Source organism: Arthrobacter sp. T572 (assembly GCF_056780115.1).
Genome location: NZ_JBRAZQ010000002.1, coordinates 1,584,741 through 1,600,390, shown reverse-complemented (window position 1 = coordinate 1,600,390; position 15,650 = coordinate 1,584,741). Strand labels below are relative to the sequence as shown.

At 61.8% G+C, this 15,650-nt stretch carries 20 protein-coding genes; 11 read left to right on the top strand and 9 right to left on the bottom strand.

What is annotated here, in order from left to right; all coding sequences use genetic code 11:
• Window positions 1-12: 12 nt before the first annotated feature.
• The 5 genes from ACUYMZ_RS08590 to rpsB form a co-directional block, all read right to left on the bottom strand.
• Window positions 13-948 carry a phosphatidate cytidylyltransferase gene (locus ACUYMZ_RS08590; RefSeq protein ID WP_481602766.1) on the bottom strand — a complete coding sequence of 312 codons (936 nt, stop codon included), beginning with the start codon at window positions 946-948 and terminating at the stop codon, window positions 13-15.
• The gene (frr, locus tag ACUYMZ_RS08585; RefSeq protein WP_021472577.1) at window positions 948-1,505 is read right to left on the bottom strand and encodes a ribosome recycling factor; all 558 of its coding nucleotides are present in this window, start codon (window positions 1,503-1,505) and stop codon (window positions 948-950) included. The genes ACUYMZ_RS08590 and frr overlap by 1 nt, the downstream gene beginning before the upstream one ends.
• A gap of 102 nt (window positions 1,506-1,607) precedes the next feature.
• The gene (pyrH, locus tag ACUYMZ_RS08580; RefSeq protein WP_426006737.1) at window positions 1,608-2,345 is read right to left on the bottom strand and encodes a UMP kinase; all 738 of its coding nucleotides are present in this window, start codon (window positions 2,343-2,345) and stop codon (window positions 1,608-1,610) included.
• A 120-nt stretch (window positions 2,346-2,465) separates the two neighbouring features.
• Complete coding sequence (gene tsf, locus ACUYMZ_RS08575) at window positions 2,466-3,302, bottom strand: translation elongation factor Ts (protein WP_364160114.1); 837 nt, start codon at window positions 3,300-3,302, stop codon at window positions 2,466-2,468.
• Between the two features lie 118 nt (window positions 3,303-3,420).
• Window positions 3,421-4,257 (bottom strand): 30S ribosomal protein S2, encoded by an 837-nt coding sequence (gene rpsB, locus ACUYMZ_RS08570; RefSeq protein ID WP_426006735.1) that lies wholly within the window; start codon window positions 4,255-4,257, stop codon window positions 3,421-3,423.
• Window positions 4,258-4,656: 399 nt separating this feature from the next.
• Here rpsB and ACUYMZ_RS08565 point away from each other — a divergent pair, with 399 nt between their 5' ends.
• Window positions 4,657-5,172, top strand: coding sequence for a murein hydrolase activator EnvC family protein (locus ACUYMZ_RS08565; protein ID WP_481602765.1), 516 nt, complete (start codon window positions 4,657-4,659; stop codon window positions 5,170-5,172).
• Window positions 5,173-5,193: 21 nt separating this feature from the next.
• Here ACUYMZ_RS08565 and ACUYMZ_RS08560 read toward each other — a convergent pair whose 3' ends face one another.
• Window positions 5,194-6,384, bottom strand: coding sequence for an acyl-CoA dehydrogenase family protein (locus ACUYMZ_RS08560; protein WP_426006733.1), 1,191 nt, complete (start codon window positions 6,382-6,384; stop codon window positions 5,194-5,196).
• A 183-nt stretch (window positions 6,385-6,567) separates the two neighbouring features.
• Between ACUYMZ_RS08560 and ACUYMZ_RS08555 the strand changes: the two genes are divergently transcribed.
• Window positions 6,568-9,345 (top strand): AAA domain-containing protein, encoded by a 2,778-nt coding sequence (locus ACUYMZ_RS08555; protein WP_481602764.1) that lies wholly within the window; start codon window positions 6,568-6,570, stop codon window positions 9,343-9,345.
• 97 nt (window positions 9,346-9,442) lie between these two features.
• On the opposite strand, the gene ACUYMZ_RS08550 is transcribed toward ACUYMZ_RS08555, so the two are convergent.
• Genes ACUYMZ_RS08550 through ACUYMZ_RS08540 form a run of 3 tightly spaced genes read right to left on the bottom strand, consistent with a single transcriptional unit; the run spans window position 9,443 to window position 11,711 of the window.
• Complete coding sequence (locus ACUYMZ_RS08550; protein WP_481602763.1) at window positions 9,443-10,693, bottom strand: tyrosine-type recombinase/integrase; 1,251 nt, start codon at window positions 10,691-10,693, stop codon at window positions 9,443-9,445.
• A 14-nt stretch (window positions 10,694-10,707) separates the two neighbouring features.
• A complete protein-coding gene (locus tag ACUYMZ_RS08545) occupies window positions 10,708-11,109 on the bottom strand; it encodes an ImmA/IrrE family metallo-endopeptidase (protein ID WP_481602762.1) in 402 nt (133 codons plus the stop codon).
• A 44-nt stretch (window positions 11,110-11,153) separates the two neighbouring features.
• Window positions 11,154-11,711: a hypothetical protein gene (locus ACUYMZ_RS08540; RefSeq protein WP_481602761.1), complete on the bottom strand. Its 558-nt coding sequence runs from the start codon at window positions 11,709-11,711 to the stop codon at window positions 11,154-11,156.
• Window positions 11,712-11,963: 252 nt separating this feature from the next.
• Between ACUYMZ_RS08540 and ACUYMZ_RS08535 the strand changes: the two genes are divergently transcribed.
• The 9 genes from ACUYMZ_RS08535 (at window position 11,964) to ACUYMZ_RS08495 (ending at window position 15,586) form a co-directional block, all read left to right on the top strand.
• On the top strand, window positions 11,964-12,239 hold the full coding sequence (locus ACUYMZ_RS08535; RefSeq protein WP_071416585.1) for a helix-turn-helix transcriptional regulator: 276 nt from the start codon (window positions 11,964-11,966) through the stop codon (window positions 12,237-12,239).
• A 56-nt stretch (window positions 12,240-12,295) separates the two neighbouring features.
• Window positions 12,296-12,544 (top strand): helix-turn-helix domain-containing protein, encoded by a 249-nt coding sequence (locus tag ACUYMZ_RS08530; RefSeq protein ID WP_481602760.1) that lies wholly within the window; start codon window positions 12,296-12,298, stop codon window positions 12,542-12,544.
• A complete protein-coding gene (locus ACUYMZ_RS08525; RefSeq protein WP_481602759.1) occupies window positions 12,541-12,714 on the top strand; it encodes a hypothetical protein in 174 nt (57 codons plus the stop codon). The genes ACUYMZ_RS08530 and ACUYMZ_RS08525 overlap by 4 nt, the downstream gene beginning before the upstream one ends.
• On the top strand, window positions 12,708-12,893 hold the full coding sequence (locus tag ACUYMZ_RS08520) for a hypothetical protein (protein WP_481602758.1): 186 nt from the start codon (window positions 12,708-12,710) through the stop codon (window positions 12,891-12,893). The genes ACUYMZ_RS08525 and ACUYMZ_RS08520 overlap by 7 nt, the downstream gene beginning before the upstream one ends.
• Window positions 12,890-13,498 (top strand): ERF family protein, encoded by a 609-nt coding sequence (locus ACUYMZ_RS08515; RefSeq protein WP_481602757.1) that lies wholly within the window; start codon window positions 12,890-12,892, stop codon window positions 13,496-13,498. Before ACUYMZ_RS08520 ends, ACUYMZ_RS08515 begins: the two co-directional genes overlap by 4 nt.
• Entirely contained in the window at window positions 13,491-14,051 is a 561-nt protein-coding gene (locus tag ACUYMZ_RS08510) for a hypothetical protein (RefSeq protein ID WP_481602756.1), read from the top strand. Before ACUYMZ_RS08515 ends, ACUYMZ_RS08510 begins: the two co-directional genes overlap by 8 nt.
• Window positions 14,048-14,404, top strand: a complete 357-nt coding sequence (locus ACUYMZ_RS08505) for a hypothetical protein (RefSeq protein ID WP_481602755.1) — start codon at window positions 14,048-14,050, stop codon at window positions 14,402-14,404. Before ACUYMZ_RS08510 ends, ACUYMZ_RS08505 begins: the two co-directional genes overlap by 4 nt.
• A gap of 358 nt (window positions 14,405-14,762) precedes the next feature.
• Entirely contained in the window at window positions 14,763-15,038 is a 276-nt protein-coding gene (locus ACUYMZ_RS08500) for a hypothetical protein (RefSeq protein ID WP_481602754.1), read from the top strand.
• Window positions 15,035-15,586, top strand: a complete 552-nt coding sequence (locus ACUYMZ_RS08495; RefSeq protein WP_481602753.1) for a hypothetical protein — start codon at window positions 15,035-15,037, stop codon at window positions 15,584-15,586. Before ACUYMZ_RS08500 ends, ACUYMZ_RS08495 begins: the two co-directional genes overlap by 4 nt.
• The last annotated feature ends 64 nt before the right edge of the window (window positions 15,587-15,650 follow it).

Sequence of the window (15,650 nt, the reverse complement as noted above, 5' to 3'; positions counted from 1 at the left end):
TCATCAGTGTTGTCAGACGCCGCTCAGCAGCGCGAACAGAACATAGGCTACCGGGGCGGCGAACACGATCGAGTCAAGCCGGTCCATGACCCCGCCATGCCCGGGGAGGATGCTGCTCATGTCCTTCACGCCGAGTTCACGTTTGACCATTGACTCGGCGAGGTCGCCCGCAGTAGCTGCGGCCACCATACCGGTGGCGAGGATCAGGCCCACCCACCACGGTTTGTCCAGGAGGAAGATGCACGCCAGCACCCCGATCACCATGGCCCCGCCCACGGAACCGGCAAACCCTTCCCATGATTTTTTCGGGCTGATTTTCGGTGCCATGGGGTGCTTGCCGAACGACGCACCCACGATGTAGCCGAACGTGTCGTTGGAAACCACCAACAAGAGCATGGCAGCGATCTGCCAGGCACCTTGCGGAATGCCGTCCGGCCAGAAGCCCACCGGTGTAGGACCGGCGCTGGCGTGCAGCGGCAGGGCCGCGAAGCTGATGAGGAACGGCACCCACGCCAAGGTGAATACGCCGGCAAAAACGCTCCGTGGTGCACCGGCGGCGCTCTCGATGGACCGCCACAGCAGGACCGCCACACTGCTGGCCACCATGGTGAACAGCAGTCCTTCCAGCCCGCCGAAGTACGCAGAAACCGGCATCGCCAGGCTGCCGACCATTACAGGAATAATCGGCATCCTGGTGCCCTGGGCCTCGAGTGCGCGGTACACCTCCCAGACGCCGAGAACCGTAAAACACGTGGTGAGCAGGACGAACCCCAGCGGAAGGAACAACAGCCCTCCGAGGACCGCCAGCAGCATGGCCAATCCGACGCCGATTGCTGCGGGAAGATTTCGTCCCGCCCTCGGCGTCGGATTCTCACGGAGTCTTTTGGCGCCCTTGCGGGTTTCCTGCGTCGGTGTGGGTCCCGCAGGCACCGGCTCTGCCTGGCTCATCAGACCTCGAGCAGCTCGGCTTCCTTGCGCTTGAGGAGGTCGTCAATGCTGTCCACGTGCTGCTTGGTGATGGCGTCCAGTTCCTTTTCCGCACGGGCGCCTTCGTCCTCGCCGGCTTCGCCGTCCTTGACGAGCTTGTCCAGCGCATCCTTGGCCTTGCGGCGGATGCTCCTGACGGAAACCTTGGCGTCTTCGCCCTTGCCCTTGACGATCTTCACGTACTCCTTGCGGCGCTCCTTGGTGAGCTCAGGAATCGTGACCCGGATGACGTTGCCGTCGTTGGACGGGTTGGCGCCGACCTCGGAATCGCTCAGGGCCTTTTCAATGTCGCGGAGTGCGCTCTTGTCGTAAGGGGTGATCAGGATCGTGCGGGCATCCGGCACTGCGAAGGAGGCCAGCTGCTGCAGGGGCGTGGGGGTGCCGTAGTATTCCACGATCACCTTGTTGTAGAGCCCGGGGTTGGCACGGCCCGTACGGATCGAGGCGAAGTCCTCCTTGGCTACCTCAACCGCCTTGTCCATCTTCTCGCCGGCTTCGAGCAAGGTCTCTTCGATCACGGGTATCTCCTCAGAAAATAGTCGCTGCCCACGTGCGGGGCCGCACTGCACAGTAAAGATCCGCCCCCAGGGGCGGACGTCCTGCAAATATCCTAGCCGCTGCTACGGCGTGACCAGAGTTCCCAGCGTTTCGCCAAGGATGGCCCGGGTGACGTTGCCCTCGCCCTCCATGCCGAAAACCACCATGGACAGCTTGTTGTCCTTGCACATGGTCATGGCCGTCTGGTCCATGACGCGGATGTCCCGGCGCAGGGCGTCGTCATAGCTGAGGACATCGAGCTTCTCGGCTGCAGCGTCCTTCTTGGGGTCCGCGGTGTAGACACCGTCCACGCCGCTCTTGGCCATCAGTACCACGTCTGCGTGGACTTCGAGGGCGCGTTGGGCAGCCACGGTATCGGTGGAGAAGTACGGCAGGCCGGCACCGGCACCGAAAATGACCACGCGGCCCTTTTCCATGTGGCGGATGGCACGGCGCGGAATGTATGCCTCCGCAACCTGGCCCATGGTGATGGCGCTCTGGACGCGGGTTTCCACGCCGGCCTGCTCCAGGAAGTCCTGCAGGGCCAGGCAGTTCATGACCGTTCCGAGCATGCCCATGTAGTCCGCGCGGGAACGGTCCATGCCGCTCTGGGACAGTTCGGCGCCGCGGAAGAAGTTGCCGCCACCGACCACAATGGCGATTTCGACGTCGGGCACGGCGGCCGCGATCTGCTTGGCGATGGCACGGACGGTCTCAGGATCGACGCCGAGCTTGCCTCCGCCGATGACCTCGCCGGAGAGCTTCAGAAGTACACGGCGGCGGGTCTTCTCGGGCTGGATTGCAGTGTTGTCGGTTTCCATGGTGCCTTCCCATTGATGGACTCTGGCTAGAGTATCGTGCTTGGGTCAGGGCAGGTAACGCCCTGACGAGTGCATGAAAAAGGGGCGGCCACCGAAGTGACCACCCCTCTTCATGAATTGCTAGTTTCCGACGCGGAAACGGGTTACTGCGGTTGCCTTGACGCCGGCTTCCTCGAGGACCTGTGCAACGGTCTTCTTGGAATCCTTGGCAAATGCCTGGTCAACCAGGACTTCACCCTTGTAGAAGCCCGTCACGCGGCCTTCAACGATCTTGGCGAGTGCAGCTTCCGGCTTGCCTTCAGCCTTGGCGGTCTCTTCGGCAATGCGGCGCTCCGACTCAACCAGTTCCGCGGGGACGTCTTCGCGGGTCAGGTAGTTCGGTGCCATGGCTGCAACGTGGACCGCGATGTCGTGCGCTGCGGTGGCAGCGGCTTCGCCTTCACCGTCGACAGCGAACAGAACGCCGACCTGGGCCGGAAGGTCCTTGGACGTCTTGTGCAGGTAAGCGTCGACCGTGGTGCCTTCAACGCGGGAGATACGGCGGACAACAACCTTCTCGCCGAGGACAGCGCCCTCTTCGATGACGACGTCGGCAAGCTTCTTGCCGTCGACCTCGGTGGCCAGCAGGGTGTCGAGGTCGGCAGCGCCGGACTCGACTGCAACGTTGAGGACCTTGTCAGCCAGCTGGATGAACTTGTCAGCCTTGGCAACGAAGTCGGTCTCGCAGTTGACCTCGATCATTACGCCCACGCCGCCGTTGACCTTGGCAGCAACCAGGCCTTCTGCGGTGGAGCGGCCTTCGCGCTTGGTAGCACCCTTGAGGCCCTTGATACGGATGATCTCGATGGCCTTCTCGGCGTCACCGTTGGCCTCGTCGAGAGCCTTCTTGACGTCCATCATGCCGGCGCCCGTGCGCTCGCGCAGGGCCTTGATGTCAGCAGCAGTGTAGTTCGCCATGTGAACCCCTCTGTCTAGAAATTTATGTGTTTACGTAACTGAAGGACGGCAGCCCACCTTGTGAGCCGCCATCCCGTCAGTTGCCCCCGACGGTTTTGGCGTCAGGGAAGGTCCAGATTTACTTGGCTGCTTCGGCTTCTGCAGCTGCAGCTTCCGGTGCGGCTTCTGCGGCCGGAGCTTCTTCAGCCTTGCTGCCTTCGAGGAGCTCGCGCTCCCACTCAGCCAGGGGCTCTTCCGGAGCTTCGGTGGTGCCGGTGGAGCGCTGGTTGCGGGCGATCAGGCCCTCAGCAACGGCGTCGGCAACAACGCGGGTGAGCAGGTTGACGGAGCGGATGGCGTCGTCGTTGCCCGGGATCGGGAAGTCGACTTCGTCCGGGTCGCAGTTGGTGTCCAGGATGGCAACAACCGGGATGTTCAGCTTCTTGGCTTCGTCAACAGCAAGGTGTTCCTTCTTGGTGTCAACAACCCACAGAACGGAGGGTGCCTTGGTCAGGTTGCGGATACCACCGAGGTTGGACTCGAGCTTGGTGAGTTCGCGCTTGAGGAGCAGGAGCTCCTTCTTGGTGTAGCCGGAGCCGGCGACGTCCTCGAAGTTGATTTCTTCGAGTTCCTTCATGCGCTGGATACGCTTGGCAACCGTGGAGAAGTTGGTGAGCATACCGCCCAGCCAACGCTGGTTGACGTAGGGCTGGCCAACACGGGTAGCCTGCTCAGCAATTGCTTCCTGGGCCTGCTTCTTGGTGCCGACGAACAGGACGGTGCCGCCGTGGGCGACAGTGGCCTTGACGAACTCGTAGGCGCGGTCGATGTAGGACAGCGACTGCTGGAGGTCAATGATGTAGATGCCGTTGCGCTCGGTGAAGATGAAGCGCTTCATCTTCGGGTTCCAACGACGGGTCTGGTGTCCAAAGTGGACGCCGCTGTCAAGCAGCTGGCGCATGGTTACGACGGGCATGCCGACGCTCCTTCCGGCAGGTCATTCATGAGAGACCCTTGAGGGCCTCTTACCCTGCCAATAGTTGACGGTTATTCAGCCGCGGCCCGGACGGGCTCGGCTCCTGGCATCCATTGCGCTCCCGCCGGAACCGCAGGGGCTCCGGACCGCAGGAGGCACAATCCTCCGCAGCCATAAGCCACGAGGCCTGGCTGGTGGAGGGCTGGATACGCGTAGTCAGTCTGAGCCCCTCACATATCTGAATGAGACATGCTCCTGAACAAGCTTGAGGGCACAGCAAACTGCTCCATCAAGTGTACTACAGCCAGCCCAGGTGTTTGACCGGCCTTCGGGGTGATTTGTCCACATACCGAACCTTGGGCATGGTTCCCGCGCCCGGCCCCACGGAAGGCTGGAGCCATGGTCTTCGCAAAGCTCATTCCCATTCTCGTTGCCGCGCTGCTGGCCGGCCCTGCCGGCAGCACCGCTCCCCCGTCGGGCCAGGGCCGTTGGTCATGGCCGCTCTCCCCCAAGCCGCACGTCCTCCGGACGTTCGACCCTCCGGACAAACCATGGCTCAGCGGGCATCGCGGGGTGGACTTGGGAGCAGCCCACGACGCCGGCCCGGTCACCGCAGCGCCGGCCGTCGCCTCCCCCGCGGACGGCGTGGTGTCATTTGCCGGCACAGTGGTTGACCGCCCCGTCCTGACCATCGACCACGGCGGCGGTTTGCGCAGCAGCTTTGAGCCGGTGGACACCGGACTTAAGCCCGGAGACCACGTCACCAAAGGGCAAGTCATTGGAAACCTTGCGGCGGCCCCGGCGCACTGTCAGGGTACCTGCCTGCACTGGGGCGTCCGCCGCGGGGACGACTACGTCAATCCCCTGGCCTTCGTCCTCGATCTGCGTCCCTCAATCCTGCTGCCCATCCACTGAGAGACCGGGCGCCAAAGGGAACTAGACGATTGCAGACACCCCGGTGATGGCACGGCCGGCCACCAAGGTGTTGATCTCGTACGTTCCTTCGTACGAGTAAATGGCTTCTGCATCGGCGAAGATCTTGGCCATCCCATAGTCCGTCACGATCCCGTTGCCACCCAGGATGTTCCGGCCCAAAGCGACACTTTCGCGCATGCGGGCGGTCGTGAAGGCCTTGGCCAGCGCGGACTGTTCATCTTTGGCCACGCCGGCGTCCTCCAGTTGGGCCAACCGGACCATCATTCCCATGGAGGCCACGGCGTTGCCCAGGATCTGCACCAACTGGTCCTGGACAAGCTGGAAGCGGGCCAAGGGCCGGCCGAACTGCTGACGCTCCACGGCGTAGCTCCGGGCAACATCGAAGGCAGCCAGCTGGAGCCCAACAGCCTGCCACGCAACAGCAAGGCGCGTCACTTTGAGGACTTTGTTGGTATCACGGAAACTGTTCGCGTTGGCAAGCTTGAAGAATTCGGGCACCACCACGTTGTCCAAGGTGATGTCCGCGTTCTGCACCGTACGCAGCGAGATCTTGTTTTCAATCTTCTGCGCCGAGTACCCCGGCAGGGACGTATCCACCAGGAAGGCTTTCACCTGGTTGTCGGCCAGATCCCGGGCATAGATGACCACCCAGTCGGAAAACGTGGCGTTGCCGATCCAGCGCTTGGCGCCGTTAAGGATCCACTTGTCGCCGTCGCGCTGGGCCGTGGTCCGGGTCCCCCCGGCAACATCGGATCCACCCAGCGGCTCAGTCAGCCCAAAGGCGCCGATTTTCTTCAGGGAGTAGATCTCGGGCAGCCAGGCGTCCTTCTGCTCCTGCGAGGCCAGCGCTTCAATGGAGCCTGTGAACAGACCATCGTGCACGCCCATGAAGGTGGCAATGGAGGCATCAGCCCGGGTGACCTCGGCATGCAGGATGCCGGCGAACAAGTTGGAGTAGCCCTGCCTGCGGACAGGGCTCACCAGGTCCAGCTCACCCAGCTTGGGAATGAGCTCCATGGGAAATTCCGCCCGGTTCCACGAGTCCACGGCCACGGGCTTGACTTCGCGGTCCAGGAATTCCCGGACTTCGGCCAGGCGGTCCTGTTCCTTGCCCGTCAGCAGTTGTTCGAAGGCGTAGAAGTCACCGTCTGCATAAGGAAGGCCGGCGGGGTCGAATGCGGCGTTGGACATAGTGTCTCCTTCATGGGTGGTCCTCAACGACCACGGCAGGCAAGTTACCGTCGGGTATGTTACTGGTCAGTAACATACCCGAGGATGGTCCTGCAGCGCAACGGGCAATCGTCGGTATTCCCGCCCCATCAGCGCATTCGGTAACGTCAACCCTGGGTTAAGACACCGGAACTGGGGGCCAGCATGATTGATCCGTTCAAAGAAGTGATACTCGTCCGCAGCCGCAACCGGCCCGAATTCTTGGATAAGACGAAGGACGTCCTCGCGTACCGCTCCTCCGGGGGTTTCCTCCACGTGACATTGGGAACGGAAGGGCGGTCGAAGGAGTACAAGTACTCGCTCAACAACGTACTGATTCTCGGCAATCCAACGAGCGAACTTCCAAGGACCGGGGATACGGTAAGCCATCGTGGGCAGGTCATCGAAGGGGTGCATCAGATTCTGCGCTTCGACAGCGCCCAAGGCAGCTGGCTCCGAATCTTCCACGGGGAGAACGACAAACCGGTCTTCCGGACAGTCCCGGCCCATGAGATCACTATCTCGCGGCCCACTCCCCACGATGTCGCAGCACGCGCGGTTTTCGAGTACTGGCGGAATGCTGCTGCGCAACTGCCTGCCAATGACACCTTGCGGGGCCAGTACGGAAAATTTGACCGCATCCCGCCGGACAGTGTGCTCAACAAGTACCTCACCGGAACGGCTCTCGATGCTGCCGAGGAGGTGCGGGAACCGCTGCTTCCCTTTACTTCCAACCAAAGCCAGCGCGAGGCGATCATCAAGGCCCTTACCCACCCCATTTCAGTGGTCGACGGGCCTCCCGGTACGGGCAAGACCCAAACAATACTCAACCTGGTGGCGAACATCCTGGAACGCAGGGGAACTAGCGTCGGCATTGTCTCGTTCAACAATGCCGCCGTGGAGAACGTGCGGGACAGACTTGTCGAGGAAGGTCTGGGCCACCTCGTTGCGGACCTCCGTCGCAAGGAGATACTTGCTGGCTTCCTGGAGCGGCAGGAGGCAAGAAACAGCGAGGTCGAAGAACTCTGTGCGCGCGAGGTACCGGACGCCCCTCCAGCCCCTGAGCTGGCAGACCTTGGGTTACGCCTTCAGGAACTCCACGGGAAGGACAGGCAACTGGCACTCTGGCGGCATGAACTTGATGCCTATGAGCTGGAGCGCGAGCACTTTGTCCGGCGGTTCGGAGCGGAGGGCGCACCGCTTGACGGCGCGCCGATCCTTCGTTGGTCCGCACGACGGATTTTGCAGTACATGGCCGACACAGCGACCGTGCCTGCCGAAGAAGGACCACTCCGAAGGCTGGGGCGCTGGATCAGGCTGCGCCTTCGGCATGGCCGTGCAGGAAAAATTGATCCGAGGGACACCGGGGTTGTTCTCCGTTTGCAGCGTGCGTATTACGACAACAAAATCCTTGAACTCCAGCGTCACATCCACGATGCCGCCAAGGTATTGGCTGCGGAAAACTTCACTCAGCTCGGCGGGGAACACCGTCGCTTGTCCAGAATGGCCCTGGATGCCAGCCTCCACCGGCGGTACTCCGGAACCCGCCGGCGCGCTTATACCGAACAGTCGATTCGGACGGATTTCAGGAGATTCACCGATGACTATCCAGTGATCCTCAGCACGTGCCACTCGTTGCGGCGCAACGTGCCGGCCGGGCATCTCCTTGACTACCTCATCATCGACGAAGCATCCCAAGTGGATCTTCTTGCCGCAGGCCTTGCCCTGGCTTGTGCCCGGAACGTGATCGTCGTGGGCGACCTGCAACAGCTGCAGCATATCGCTGATCCCGGAGCTGCCAAATCGGGGAAGGCACCCGCCCCCGCGTATGACTACGGCAAGCACAACATCCTGTCCTCCGTCATCGAACGCTTCGGGGCCAGCCTTCCACGCACCATGCTGCGCGAGCACTATCGTTGCCATCCCGCCATCATCGAATTCTGCAACAGGAAGTTCTACGGCGGGCAGCTTGTACCGTACAGGCCCGAAAATGCATCCGGGCAACCATTGGTAGTGGTGCGTACGGTGGCCGGCAATCACATGCGCCGGCATCAAGCCGGAGGACGGACCAACCAGCGCGAGGCTGAGGTCATAGCCGGTGAAGTTCTTCGTGACTTCTGTGCCGACACGAGTCCCAGCGGGATCGGCGTCGTCAGCCCCTACCGGCGGCAGGTGGGAAAGGTAGCGGACGCCCTCAGCGCAGCGATCCACAGCGATACTGTCCATAAATTCCAAGGCCGCGAGAAGGACATCATCGTTATGAGCACAGTCCTTGATGAAAGCGCAGTCGGCCGGGCAGGAATCGAATTCGTTGATGACCCGCACCTGGTGAATGTGGCAGTCTCCCGCGCGGTGAAGCGGTTCGTCCTGGTCACAAACCATGACATGCTGCCTGCCAGCAGGCACCTGCGCGACTTGGTGGACTACATCCGGTACAGGGAGCCGGACCACGGCATACATGACAGCCGGATCGTGTCCGTCTTCGACCTGCTGTACCGCGACTACTCATCAGTGCTGGAACCGCTTGCCCGGCGCGTACGAGGCAGTTCCGCCTTTAACTCCGAGAACATCCTGGGGACGCTGCTCGGTGAGATCCTTGTGGAGGAACCCTACGTGGACCTTCACGCTGTCCCTCAGGTGTTGCTCCGCAACATGCTTCCGGACCTGGACCTGCTGACAGAGGATCAAGCCGGCTACGTCAGGAACCGGGCGTCAATTGACTTTGTGGTGTACAACCGGGTGTCCAACAAACCGCTGCTGTGCATCGAAGTGGACGGATTCGCCTTCCATGAGGACAGCCCCGATCAAAGGGCGCGGGATGCCCTCAAGGACGTTGTATGCCGGGCCTACGGCATTCCCTTGCTCCGGCTGGCCACGACAGGCAGCGCAGAGTCCGACCGCCTCCGGCGCGCGCTGTCGCTGGCCATGGGCGCCACCGCTTGATCCTGGTAACGACAAAGAGCCGTGGTGGATGCATCCAGCGTCCACCACGGCTCCCATGAAGGTAGGGCTACTCGGACTTGAACCGAGGACCTTAGGATTATGAGTTTCTTGGCGCGCCGCCGCTGGGTGACGATGGGGGCCGTGAACCCTTGAAAAGTGGGGCATTAGTGGATTCCTTATCCGCTCCAGAACGCTCTTCACCGGCAACATAAGGTGCAAAATAGGGTGCAGCCAGGCGGTCCAACTTCACCGCCAGCTCCTCGCGGCGCTCATCGATCGCGTGGGTATAGACGCTCATGGTGAAAGCCGGATTGGCGTGCCCCAGGGTGGCTGACACGGTGGCCACGTCGACGTCGTTGGCGATCATCATGGAGGCAGCGGTGTGGCGGGAAACGTACCGGCGCATCTTGGGAAGGCCGGCGGCCGCGAGCAGGGCGTGCCAGTTGTCGTGGTCGAGCTTCGGGCGCAGTGGCTGCCCGTCGAGCTGAGTGAAGATCATTGCGGTGGGCTGGCCCTCCGGTGTCCACGGCTTCCAGCTGTCACCGGCCTCGATCATCTCGCGCAACTGCTCTTCGCGTCGGCGCTTCAGCATGTCCAGGAGGTATGACGGCAGCGGGATCTTCCGATCACCCGAGGCGGTCTTGGGCAGGTCAACGAGGATGGCACCCTTCCCGGCGACGGCCTGAATCTGATGGTGGACGTGAAGGATGCCCGTTTCAAAGTCGAGGTCCTGCCATTGCAGGCCAGTCGCTTCTCCGGGGCGCAGACCCATCTGCAAGGACAGCAACCAACGCGCTTCGTATCGGTCGCCGGCGATTGCGGCATAGAGCGCTTGCAGGTCAGCCTCAGAGAGTGCCTTGGTTTTGCGCGGCCCAACAGATGGCGGCTGGACCAGGGCGGCGACGTTGCGGAACATGTGGCCGCGGCGCACAGCATGCTTCAGAGCAACGCGGATGATCGCGTGGGTCTGGTGCCTCGTGGATCCGGACAGCCCGTCCTTCTCCATCTGGGCGTACAGCTCTTCAAGGTGTTCGATGGTGAGCTTGTCCAGGCGCACGGCATGGATGGGCTTCATGTAGGTCTTGATGTAGTGGCGGTAGCCGGCGGCCGTGGTTGGCCTGTGGTTTGAGATGGTCATCCAGTGTTCCAGCCACTGGAGCACGGTTGGCGACTTTTCCACTGACAGCTGCCCGTGGTCGCGTTGAGTCAGCAGCTGGCGGCGCTTCTGCGATGCCTCTGCTTTGGTCTTTGCGGAGAAGTACTTCCTGGCACCGTTGACGGTGACGTATCCACGCCATCCGTTGTCGGTCTTGAACAGGGTTCCTTCCCCCTTGGCTGCTCTGGCCAATTGGTTCCCCTTCCCTACGGGTGTCCCCACCCGATCTTTTCGCGCATGGCCACCATCTCCTCGTAACTGAGGGACCGCAGATAGTACTCAACGTCACGCTTCATCACGCCCAGGACGTGGGCGATGTGCTGCAGGTCATCGGTTATCTGGGCAGCCTCAATGAAGGCCTTTGGTGTGATCATTTGGCGCGCTGCCCAGACGCTGGCCTGGACTTCCTGCCTCGGATTGCAGCCGGAGTGCCGATAGAAGGCGTGCCCCAGCTCATGATAGGTGGCTACCCTGCGTTGCAATGTGCCAAGGTCGGGCCTTCGCAGGATTGTGTGAGTTTGATGGTTATAGCAGGCCCACCAGCCGTGCGGCGGGTATCCATCGACTAGACGGACCCCGAGCTCATCCACTAGACGTTCGTACCCCATGCCAGCCGACGCTATACAAGTGGGCCGACATTATTTGTGGAGGACTAGTCGTCGTGTGGTTCCGCGTCGTGCGGGATGTTCGGATCGCCCTTGAATGCGGCGAGGTGCCGGGTCTCTTCTTCCGTGGCTCCCCGATAGTCGGGGACAGCCTGAAGGTGACTCTTTGCTGCAGGGCTCTCCCCTGCTCGAGCAATGGGGGCGGAACGCTCTTCATGTCCCACCACCTCCTGCCGTAGTTCGTGAACCAATCGGTTCTGCTTGATGAACACACGGGTCAGGTCGATCACTACGCGGCGCTGCTCTGGGGTCAGCGTGTCGGCCTCGGGCGGGAGCTGTTCGGCAAGCGATGCCTGGGGCGCTTCGATGCCGGCGGCGTTGAATGCTTGTTCCAGCGGCACTCCTGCCAGGGCCGCCAGCGCTTCCACCGTTTTCTGTCCCGGGCGGGACGTGTAGGTGCCGGCGATGATCTTGTTGACTGTCGTGTAGGAGAGCGTCAGGCCCTTGCTCTTGGCGATTCGGTCCAGTTCGCGGCCCTTAGCGCCTCCGTTGTTGTCAGATGCCATCTGGGCGATCTGACGCAGCGAGAGTTCGGTGCTTTCCATGGCTCAATCCTTGCGGCAGTTGTACTACTTGTTGAAGTCGGGAAACGAGATTCAGATACAAGTAAACCGCCTACTCCCCTTATCCCCCAGCGCATCCGAGCTAGGCGTGTTGACAAGTGAATGAGAATTGATGCAAGCTCTACTTGTCAAAGACAAATCAGAGGAGTAGACATGTACTTGCACCAAGGAACAACACGTCCGGCACACGCTTCGTACCGGCGACCAAAGCAACGACTCAGAGGGGAGGTGTACATGCAACCCATCAACCGCGAAAAGCTGAAAGAGCGACGAATCCGCGAAGGATTCAACCAGCGTCAGCTCGCCATTCTCTGCAACTGCAGCCAGGCCGCCATCTCCGCACTGGAGACAGGCACCATGAAGCAGTGCTCCGAGGATCTGGCCATCCAGATCAGCAAATGGCTGAAGCGGGACCTTGACGAACTCTTCATCCGAAAAGAGGACTCTCGCGCGCATCGAGTGACAAACGCGGCAGGCTCCACACGTCACAAGACGTTGATCCAGATATGAGAAAAGGCCCTCTCCTGATGCACCAGGAGAGGACCTCGACAGAAAGACAAATCTCAATGGCAACTATACCTAGCCGACCAACCACGGGGAACGGCGCCCCGACCGAAGCCGTGCGGCTGTACTCCACCAAGGCAGCAGCAGAACTTGTGTGCATGTCCGACGACTGGGTGCGAGCCCGCATCAAGGACGGCTCACTCCGGGCAGTCGAGATGGGCACTGGCAGGCAGAAGTGGCGTGTCCGCGCCGACGACCTGCAGCGCTTCATCGACGCCCGTACCGACCAGACCCCGGCGGTGGCCGCATGAGACTCCGCGACAAGCGACTGAGCGTGAAGCCGCGCATCGTCAAGCAGTTCAACTACTGGTGGGCTGACCGTCTCAACCCCACCACCGGCAACGCGCAGTCCTCGTCCCCGGGCACCTTCCAAGAAGCTCTTGCCCAAGCCCAGAAGTGGATCAAGGACGCCTCATGCTGACCGGCCCATTCCTCGTGGTGTTCGTGGGGACAATCTTCGCCGGCGTCTTCGTCGGCTGGGCCCGGAACCATGACCGCCAGCTGGAGCAGCCCGAACCCGTGGACTACGACGCAATTGCGGACGCTATCGATCAGCGCGCAAACGACGACGCCGACGCCTGGCGCAAGGGGGAACGATGAAAGTACACGAAGCGATCGTCAAGATTCGCGAGGACGTGGGAGCTGTCCGCAAGGACGGCAGGAACACTCAGCAGAACTTCAACTTTCGTGGCGTCGATGCCGTGGTGAATGCCGTCTCAGCGGCTATGTCCAAGCATGGCGTAATGGTGTTCCCCTCCAAGGTGGAGCACCGGGACGCCTCGAAGCAGCTTTCCGGCGGAAAGATGGCCACGGCCCCTGTGGTGATCGTTGATTACACATTCGTCGGCCCTGAAGGTGATCAATTCGTAGCGCAGGTTCCGGCGGAATCCTTCGACCTGGGCGACAAGGCAACGGCCAAGGCAATGTCCGTCGCTTACCGCACGTGCCTCCTTCAGGTGTTCACGCTGCCCACGGATGACGCCGACCCAGATGAGCACACCTACGAGCGTGCGCCCCGGCAGCAGCAACAACAGCAAGGAACTGATTGGGCTGCAGCGCTGGTCAATGCCAAGGGCAACGTGGAACGCCTCACGGCGCTGCGCCACACATCCAAGCAAGCCGGCGCCCCGGACCACTATCTGGCCGCAGTCGAAGCAGCCATCCAAGAAGCAACCCCAATCGAAGGAGCACTAGTCGATGCCTGAGCTGACTTTCAAAGAGAAGACCCTACGTACGGCGGTCATGAATGCGATGACCTCCGTGATTGTCGACGCCAACAAGGCGGGGCGAGAGTCCGCACTGAAGGACCTCGTGAACCAGTACAAGGAGACGGGCAACAAGTCCTTTAGCGTCTTCAACCCCGAGGGTGACAAGGTAGCGCAAATCACCCTGACAGAGGCCAAGGCAGAGACGGTCGTCACGGATCCTGGCGCCCTTCTGGACTGGTGCCGTGAGTACCGGCCGGACCTCATCGAAACCGTGGAGCACCCGCCCACCGAAGGCTGGACCGAAGTCCGCGTGAAGCCGTCCGCCGTCGAGCACATCGCCGCGGACTGCAAGCTGGCCGGCGATGCCTTCGTGACCGATGAGGGCGAGCTGGTGGACGGTATCGAGCATCGCCTGCCCGGCGAGCCCACGAAATTCACCGTCACGTACACGGCCAAGGACAAAGGCCTCTCCCTTGTTCAGGCGTGGCGTGACGGCGGGATCCCGCTGCAGCTCGACCCAAACCTGCCACAGATCGGCGGACGACCATGAGCAATGACGTTCTGAACCCTGTGGCCATTGAGCAGCGCATCCGGGACATCAGTGTCCGGATCGCCAACTCGGCGGCCGTCTGCAACGAGCGGTACGTGACCTTCATGACCGCTGACCGTAACCATGACCTGGCCTACGCCTCGGCCTACATGGAGCACAAGGGAGCAGCTCATGAGAAGCGCTACGCCGCTGACCTCGCAACGGCTGAGACACGCGGAGCCCGCGACGTCGCTGACGCCGCCTACCGTTACGCCGACAGGCTGGCCAAGGCTCTGGAGTCAGAGCTGCGCGCTTACCAGTCCATTGGTGCCAGCGTCCGGGCCATGTACCAGGTCGCGGGGCGAGGCGAATGAGCGGCCCAACACCGAAGACCCGGCAAATGGTCATCAGGCGCGACCAATCCACCTGCCAGTGGTGCGGCTGCCACGTCGACACCAGCAGCGGATGGTACTCACTTCAGCACCGCAGATCACGCGGCATGGGAGGCACCAAGCAAGCATGGGTCAACGGCCCAGCGAACCTGGTTTTGATGTGTGGCACTGGAACAACCCGGTGCCACGGTCATGTTGAGGCCCACCCCATCGAAGCAGCAGGCCGCGGGTTCCGGCTGGGCATCGGGGAGCACCCGGACCTTACACCAATAGAGGACTGGTCAGGGTTCCGATGGCGACTGGAGGTCGACGGTTCCCGTACCGCGCTGGAGGTGGCACGGTGACCGCAACGACCGAACCCCAGTTGTTCCGGGCTATCTGGCCCATAGTCAACAACGACGCCGCAGGCGCCACGAACGAGGAGCTGCTACGCCTCGCCCTTGATGACCTGCCCGCGGTCGCTCAGCGCCATCGAGTGAAGATGACTGGCAAGCCTCGCGGCTACATCTCTGACGCCTCCAAGATTCCCGGGTCCGGAGGTGCCGGAAAGGTGGTGGTGCTTGAAGTGCCGGCTACTGCTCTGCCCTCCAGGCCTTACTGGAGGGAGGCGTCATGATCGCTGGTCAGCTCGATATCTTCGAGCTGCTCGAACCACCGGCAGAGACAGCCCAGCCGCTATTCAAGGTCAAACCGCTGGGCTGGCACGGGCCAATGATCTGCGGCTGGTGCGGCGGTCCCGGATTCCTGGGCGGCGGTGCCTGCCGCTGGCCTGATGATCCGCATTGCTCCATCGGTTACCAGTACTGCCAGAAGTGCGTTGACAAGTACGGGCACCCAAAGGTCTATGCCGGCGGCACACCCTTGGTGATGATGACCCGCGATGAGATGCGGATCTTCTGCAAGTTCTGCGCCTCCAACTGGGGCCACGACCTCAAAAAGCAAGTCCGGGAACGCCTCGCTGAAGAACACAGACAGGTTGAACCCACACGATGCGCCGAGATGGTCTCCAAGGGAATCACGCAGCCCTACTACACGCCGACTGAAACGCCGTGGCTATCCCGATCCGTCATCCAATTCCCCCGCCCTAAAGGCTACGGCGGACTGTACGAACTCGAAGCCACCACAACCAACCAATCCGACCAGGGAACGGAGGCGACCCCCTGATGGAAGTCCCACCACCAACCCTGCCCAAGGGCATTGTGACCTTGGGCCAAGCCTTGCAAGGGAC

Coding starts and splice junctions, on each gene's coding strand:
- ACUYMZ_RS08510 (WP_481602756.1), top strand. CDS start 13,491: ATGCCTGAGCTGACTTTCAAAGAGAAGACCCTACGTACGGCGGTCATG.
- tsf (WP_364160114.1), bottom strand. CDS start 3,302: ATGGCGAACTACACTGCTGCTGACATCAAGGCCCTGCGCGAGCGCACG.
- ACUYMZ_RS08545 (WP_481602762.1), bottom strand. CDS start 11,109: ATGGGGTACGAACGTCTAGTGGATGAGCTCGGGGTCCGTCTAGTCGAT.
- ACUYMZ_RS08530 (WP_481602760.1), top strand. CDS start 12,296: ATGGCAACTATACCTAGCCGACCAACCACGGGGAACGGCGCCCCGACC.
- ACUYMZ_RS08495 (WP_481602753.1), top strand. CDS start 15,035: ATGATCGCTGGTCAGCTCGATATCTTCGAGCTGCTCGAACCACCGGCA.
- ACUYMZ_RS08525 (WP_481602759.1), top strand. CDS start 12,541: ATGAGACTCCGCGACAAGCGACTGAGCGTGAAGCCGCGCATCGTCAAG.
- ACUYMZ_RS08505 (WP_481602755.1), top strand. CDS start 14,048: ATGAGCAATGACGTTCTGAACCCTGTGGCCATTGAGCAGCGCATCCGG.
- ACUYMZ_RS08560 (WP_426006733.1), bottom strand. CDS start 6,384: ATGTCCAACGCCGCATTCGACCCCGCCGGCCTTCCTTATGCAGACGGT.
- ACUYMZ_RS08590 (WP_481602766.1), bottom strand. CDS start 948: ATGAGCCAGGCAGAGCCGGTGCCTGCGGGACCCACACCGACGCAGGAA.
- ACUYMZ_RS08555 (WP_481602764.1), top strand. CDS start 6,568: ATGATTGATCCGTTCAAAGAAGTGATACTCGTCCGCAGCCGCAACCGG.
- ACUYMZ_RS08565 (WP_481602765.1), top strand. CDS start 4,657: ATGGTCTTCGCAAAGCTCATTCCCATTCTCGTTGCCGCGCTGCTGGCC.
- pyrH (WP_426006737.1), bottom strand. CDS start 2,345: ATGGAAACCGACAACACTGCAATCCAGCCCGAGAAGACCCGCCGCCGT.
- ACUYMZ_RS08535 (WP_071416585.1), top strand. CDS start 11,964: ATGCAACCCATCAACCGCGAAAAGCTGAAAGAGCGACGAATCCGCGAA.
- ACUYMZ_RS08540 (WP_481602761.1), bottom strand. CDS start 11,711: ATGGAAAGCACCGAACTCTCGCTGCGTCAGATCGCCCAGATGGCATCT.
- rpsB (WP_426006735.1), bottom strand. CDS start 4,257: ATGCCCGTCGTAACCATGCGCCAGCTGCTTGACAGCGGCGTCCACTTT.
- ACUYMZ_RS08520 (WP_481602758.1), top strand. CDS start 12,708: ATGCTGACCGGCCCATTCCTCGTGGTGTTCGTGGGGACAATCTTCGCC.
- ACUYMZ_RS08515 (WP_481602757.1), top strand. CDS start 12,890: ATGAAAGTACACGAAGCGATCGTCAAGATTCGCGAGGACGTGGGAGCT.